This is a genomic window from Salipiger sp. PrR002 (assembly GCF_010500775.1).
Lineage (GTDB): Bacteria > Pseudomonadota > Alphaproteobacteria > Rhodobacterales > Rhodobacteraceae > Salipiger.
In genome coordinates, this window is record NZ_JAAGOU010000045.1 from 21,554 (window position 1) to 27,661 (window position 6,108).

General features: G+C 66.2%; 4 protein-coding genes. 2 read left to right on the top strand and 2 right to left on the bottom strand.

Annotated features, from left to right (window positions below; translation table 11 throughout):
* Window positions 1-74: 74 nt before the first annotated feature.
* Together G0A00_RS24405 and hemB are read right to left on the bottom strand one after the other, a co-directional pair.
* Window positions 75-629, bottom strand: coding sequence for a YSC84-related protein (locus tag G0A00_RS24405; RefSeq protein WP_164184898.1), 555 nt, complete (start codon window positions 627-629; stop codon window positions 75-77).
* Window positions 630-771: 142 nt separating this feature from the next.
* Entirely contained in the window at window positions 772-1,782 is a 1,011-nt protein-coding gene (gene hemB, locus G0A00_RS24410) for a porphobilinogen synthase (protein WP_164184897.1), read from the bottom strand.
* Between the two features lie 214 nt (window positions 1,783-1,996).
* On the opposite strand from hemB, the gene G0A00_RS24415 reads away from it, so the two are divergent.
* The gene (locus G0A00_RS24415) at window positions 1,997-2,521 is read left to right on the top strand and encodes a component of SufBCD complex (RefSeq protein ID WP_164184896.1); all 525 of its coding nucleotides are present in this window, start codon (window positions 1,997-1,999) and stop codon (window positions 2,519-2,521) included.
* A 31-nt stretch (window positions 2,522-2,552) separates the two neighbouring features.
* Window positions 2,553-6,050, top strand: a complete 3,498-nt coding sequence (gene mfd / locus G0A00_RS24420) for a transcription-repair coupling factor (RefSeq protein ID WP_164184895.1) — start codon at window positions 2,553-2,555, stop codon at window positions 6,048-6,050.
* The last annotated feature ends 58 nt before the right edge of the window (window positions 6,051-6,108 follow it).

A 6,108-nucleotide genomic window follows, 5' to 3' on the forward strand; every position in this document is an offset into this window, starting at 1 on the left:
AAATACGCCGGGGGTGAATTCGCGCAGCGAAGAGGGGGCAGCACCCCCTCATGCGGCCCGTATCCCCTTTCGTATCAGGGAATGATACGGGTGTATTTCACGCCTTCCAGCGTCGCGCCGAGATGCAGGCCCGATTTGCCGAAGATCACCGCAATGATCGGGGCCAGCGAGGTCGTGGTCTCTGCCGCCAGCGTCTCGCCGCCCTCGGGGATCGCGTATTCGATGTTCGCACCCGCGGCCCAGCCCGGCGAGCGGCGGAAGTTCATCAGCGATTCCTCGGTCATGAAGAACAGCACATGGGCGTATTGCTGGGCGCCGATCTGCAGCCCGCCGGATCCCTTGACGACCGAATAGTAATCCACCGTGGCGCCGTTCACCCGCAGCGCGCCGCGGCCATAAGCGCCGCCGAGCCCGAGACCGGCTTCGGTCACCAGCGGCATCACCAGCATGCCCGAGGATTTCGCCTGCAGGTTCCTTGTGCCGGGATATTGCGCGAACATCTGGCTTAGCGTCGCATCGACGCGCGCGTCGATGGTGGCGGCGCCGCTGCTGCCCACGCCATTGCCACAGGCGGCCAGAAGCCCCGTGGCGCCGAGCCCCATAAGGAGTCCCCGTCGAGTGTTGTTCATTCTGCTCGTTCCTCGTCGATCTACGGGCCGGCATGTCCCGGCCAAGCCTCACTCTCCGGCTGTCCCGCCGGTTGTCTGGCGCAAGTATAGGCAGGCCGCGCGGGCCTGTCACTAGATCATGCGCGGACGCGGCGGCAGCCCGCTAGCCGTTGAGCAAACGCGCAGCGGCGGGGGCGAAATAGGTCAGCACCCCGTCGCAGCCCGAGCGTTTGAAGGCGATCAGGCTCTCGAGCATGACCTTGTCGCGGTCGAGCCAGCCGTTCTCGAAGGCGCCGGCCAGCATCGCGTATTCGCCCGACACCTGATAGGCGAAGGTGGGGGCGCCGAACATATCCTTGGCGCGGCGGCAGATGTCGAGATAGGGCATGCCGGGCTTGACCATGATCATATCGGCGCCTTCGAGCAGGTCGCGCTCGATCAGCCGCATCGCCTCGTCGGAATTGCCGGGCTGCATCTGGTAGGTCTGCTTGTCGCCCGCCAGCGCGCCCTTGAGCGCCCCCGAGGCGCCCACCGCATCGCGGAAGGGTCCGTAGAAGCCCGAGGCATATTTCGCCGCATAGGTCAGCAGCAGTACGTTCTGGAAGCCTTCGCGCTCCAGCTCGGAGCGGATCGCGCCGATGCGCCCGTCCATCATGTCCGACGGCCCGATGATGTCGGCCCCGGCGCGGGCCTGGCTCAGCGCCTGTTTCACCAGCGCCTCGACGGTGCGGTCGTTGACGATCTCGCCATTCTCGATAAAGCCGTCATGGCCGGTGATATTGTAAGGATCGAGCGCCACATCGGTCATCACCGCGATATCCGGCACCGCGTCCTTGATGGCTCGGGTGGCGCGGTTCGACAGGTTCTCGGGGTTCCACGCCTCGGCGCAATCCTCGGTCTTCAGCGACGGATCGGTATAGGGAAAGAGGCAGATCGCCGGGATGCCGAGCGCATGCGCCTCGCGCGCGGCCTCGACCACCTTGTCCACCGACAGCCGGTTCACCCCGGGCATCGAGGCGATGGGCTCCGAAATGCCTTCGCCATCGCGCACGAAGACCGGCCAGATGAAATCGCCGGGCGTGAGCTGGGTCTGCTGCGTCAGGGCGCGGATCGCGGGGGATTTGCGCAACCGGCGCAGACGTGTGGCAGGAAAGGCGGCAATCACGGGTTTCATCGGGCGTGTCCTTCGTATCCCTTGTCAAGGTTTCCCTTGGGTGGCATGGAAAGACGCCTGTCACAAGGGTTGCCGCCCGGGCAGGGAACACCTCTGCGAGACCGGCGGCACCGCCGGGGCCCGCCCGCGCGCCGGGCTGGGGCGGCCTCGAGCAAGGCCCCGCGGAGCAAAAGGGAATGGGCCGCAGCGGCCCGGCTGAAAAAGTGGATACGCCGTGGACCTGACCGGCCTCGTCTCCGAAACCATCGACCTTCGGTCGTTTTCCAACCTGTGGTTCTGGATCGCGCTCGCCGTCACATGGTCGAGCACCAGCCATTGGGTGCTGGGCGTGCCCTACGACATGGTGGGCCGTGCGCGCCGTCAGGGCGGGCAGGCGGCGCTGGACCTCGAAGACATGGTGCGCATCAACGTGAACCGGCGGCTCTTTATCATCGAGACGGCGGGGCTTTGGGTCGTCGGGCTTGGCGCGGCGGTGCTGACCATGCTGGCGAGCCTCGGCTTTTGGTACAATATCGAACTGGCGCAGGCGCTCTTCCTGCTCGGCTTTCCGCTCTCTCTGGTGGGGCTGATGGGCATCGCCACCGCCGAGCGCATTCGCAACCGGCGCCTGAGCGGCGAGGCGCTGTGGCGCAAGCTGACGGTGCATCGCTTCTGGACGCAGGTGATCGGCATGATCTCAATCTTCGTCACCGCCATGTGGGGCATGTATCAGAACCTCGGCTACGGCGTTCTCGGTTGACGTGGCGCGGCGGGCGCGCCATTTGAGCGGCATGTCCCAGTCACTTACCCAGATGGCCGGTATCACCATGGGCGGCGCGCCCGAGGGGTTCGACGCCAAGCTCATCCTTGCCGAGGTCGAAAAGACCGGCGGGCCTGTGCTGCATATCGCCCGCGACGACAAGCGCCTTGCGGCGCTGCGCGAGGCACTGGCCTTCTTCGACCCCGGCATGCCGGTGGTGAGCTTTCCGGGCTGGGACTGCCTGCCCTACGACAGGGTCTCGCCCAACCCCGATATTTCGGCCACGCGTATGTCGACCCTCGCCGGGCTCGTGCATGGCATGCCGCAGCGCTATGTGCTGCTGACCACGCTCTCGGCGGCGATGCAGCGCATTCCGGCGCGCGAGATCCTGCGCGAGGCGGCCTTTGCCGCGCGGGTGGGCGACCGGATCGACGAGGCGGGGCTGCGCAGCTTCCTCGTGCGCATGGGCTTTTCCAACGCGCCCACGGTGCATGAGCCGGGCGATTACGCGGTGCGCGGCGGGATCATCGACATCTTTCCGCCGGGCGAGGGAGGGCCGGTGCGGCTCGACCTCTTCGGCGACGTGCTGGACGGCGCGCGGCGTTTCGATCCGGTCAGCCAGCGCACCACGGAAAAGCTCGATCTGGTGGAACTGGCACCGGTCTCCGAGGTGATCCTCGACGAGGCGGCGATCACGCGCTTCCGGCAGAACTACCGCATCGAGTTCGGCGCGGCGGGCTCGGACGATCCGCTTTACGAGGCGGTCAGCGCCGGGCGCAAGACGCAGGGGATGGAGCATTGGCTGCCGTTCTTCCACGAAAAGCTCGAGACGCTCTTTGACTATATGCCCGGCGCGCCGGTGCTGATCGACGATCAGATCACCCCCGCGCGCATCGCCCGCTGGGACAGCATCACCGACCAATACGAGACGCGCCGCCACGCGATGACCCAGAAGGGCCGCATCGACTCGGTCTATAAGCCGGTGCCGCCGGGGCTGCTCTATCTCGACGAGCCGGGCTGGGATGCCGCCGTCGGCGCGCGCCGCGTGGTGCAGTTCAACCCGCTGCCGCAGGCCAGCGGGCCGGGTGTGGTGGACGCGGGCGGGCGCATCGGGCGCAGCTTCGCCCCCGAGCGGCAGCAAGAGAACATCAGCCTGTTCGCCGCGCTCGCCGATCACGTGAAGAAACAGCTCTCCGAAGGGCCGGTGCTGATCGCCTCTTGGTCCGAAGGCGCGCGCGAGCGTCTCACGGGCCTCATCGAGGACGAGGGGCTGGCCGAGGCGATCCCGGTCATGGATGGCACCCGCATCGGCAAGCGCGGGCTGCATCTGGCGGTCTGGGGGCTGGAACAGGGCTTTGTCGCGCCGTGGGGCGATCCCAAGAGCGGCGGCAAGATCACCGTGATCTCGGAACAGGACGTGCTGGGCGACCGGCTGATCCGCGCGCCGAAGAAGCGCCGCAAGGCCGAGAATTTCCTCACCGAAGCGCAGTCGCTCACTCCGGGCGATCTGGTGGTGCATGTGGATTTCGGCATCGGGCGCTATCAGGGGCTCGAGGTGATCACCGCCGCCGGGGCGGCGCATGAGTGCCTGCTGCTGGAATACGCCGAGGGCGCGCGGCTTTACCTGCCGGTGGAGAACATCGAGCTGCTGTCGCGCTACGGCCATGACGAGGGGCTGCTCGACAAGCTTGGCGGCGGCGCATGGCAGGCCAAGAAGGCGCGTCTCAAGGAACGCATCCGCGAGATGGCCGACAAGCTCATCCGCGTGGCGGCCGAGCGCGCCCTGCGCAAGGCGCCGATCATCGACCCGCCGCCCGGTGCGTGGGAAAGCTTCTGCGCCCGCTTTCCCTACAATGAGACCGACGACCAGATGAGCGCCATCGAGGATGTGCTGGCGGATATGACCAGCGGCAACCCGATGGACCGGCTGATTTGCGGCGACGTCGGCTTCGGCAAGACCGAGGTGGCGATGCGCGCCGCCTTCGTCGCCGCCATGTCCGGCGTGCAGGTGGCGGTGATCGCCCCCACGACGCTGCTCGCGCGCCAGCACTACAAGAGCTTTGCCGAGCGCTTCCGGGGCTTCCCGCTCAACGTCGCGCCGCTGTCGCGCTTCGTCACCTCGGGCGATGCCGCCAAGACCCGCGACGGCATCTCCAAAGGCACGGTGGACATCGCCGTGGGCACCCATGCGCTGCTCTCGAAAAACATCCGCTTCAACAATCTTGGGCTGCTGATCATCGACGAAGAGCAGCATTTCGGCGTTGGCCACAAGGAACGGCTGAAGCAGCTGCGCTCGGACATCCATGTGTTGACGCTGACCGCGACGCCGATCCCGCGCACGCTGCAACTCTCGCTTTCGGGCGTGCGCGATCTGTCGATCATCGGCACGCCGCCCGTGGACCGGCTGTCGATCCGCACCTATGTGTCCGAGTTCGATCCGGTGACCATCCGCGAGGCGCTGCTGCGCGAACATTACCGCGGCGGCCAGAGCTTCTTTGTGGTGCCGCGCATTTCGGATCTTCCCGAAATAGAAGAATTCATGCGCGAACAGGTGCCCGAGGTTTCCTTCGTCGTGGCGCATGGCCAGATGGCGGCGGGCGAACTCGACGACCGAATGAACGCCTTCTACGACGGCAAATACGACGTGCTGCTGGCAACGACCATTGTCGAGTCGGGCCTCGACATTCCCACCGCCAACACGATGGTGGTGCACCGCGCCGATATGTTCGGCCTGTCGCAGCTTTATCAGATCCGTGGCCGTGTCGGGCGCTCCAAGACCCGCGCCTATGCCTATCTGACCACCAAGCCGCGCACCAAGCTCACCGACAGCGCCGAGAAGCGCCTGCGCGTGCTGGGTTCGCTCGACACGCTGGGCGCGGGCTTTACGCTCGCCAGCCAAGACCTCGACATTCGCGGCGCCGGCAACCTTCTGGGCGAGGAACAATCAGGCCAGATGCGCGACGTGGGCTACGAGCTTTACCAGTCGATGCTCGAAGAGGCGATCGCCAAGATCAAGTCGGGCCAGCTCGAAGGGCTCACCGACGATGACGGGCAATGGGCACCGCAGATCAACCTCGGTGTGCCGGTGCTGATCCCCGAGGATTATGTGCCCGATCTCGACGTGCGCCTCGGCCTCTACCGCCGCCTGTCGGAGCTGACCACCAAGGTCGAGCTTGAGGGCTTCGCCGCGGAGTTGATCGACCGTTTCGGCAAGCTGCCGAAAGAGGTCAACACGCTGATGCTGGTGGTGCGGATCAAGGCGATGTGCAAACGCGCCGGGATCGCCAAGCTCGACGGCGGCCCCAAGGGCGCGACGATCCAGTTCCACAACGACAAATTCGCCAAGCCCGAGGGGCTGGTGGAATTCATTCAGGCGCAGAACGGTCTGGCGAAGATCAAGGACAATAAGATCGTCGTCCGCCGCGACTGGGCCAATGATGTGGACAAGATCAAGGGCGCCTTCGCCATCGCTCGCGACCTTGCGGAAAAAGCGGGCACGGTGAAGCCGCGCAAGGCCAAGAAAGGCTGAGGGAGAGGGGGCGCTGCCCCCGCCGCACGACCTGCGGCGCTGCTAGAAGTAGGGGGCT

Coding starts and splice junctions, on each gene's coding strand:
- G0A00_RS24405 (WP_164184898.1), bottom strand. CDS start 629: ATGAACAACACTCGACGGGGACTCCTTATGGGGCTCGGCGCCACGGGG.
- hemB (WP_164184897.1), bottom strand. CDS start 1,782: ATGAAACCCGTGATTGCCGCCTTTCCTGCCACACGTCTGCGCCGGTTG.
- mfd (WP_164184895.1), top strand. CDS start 2,553: ATGTCCCAGTCACTTACCCAGATGGCCGGTATCACCATGGGCGGCGCG.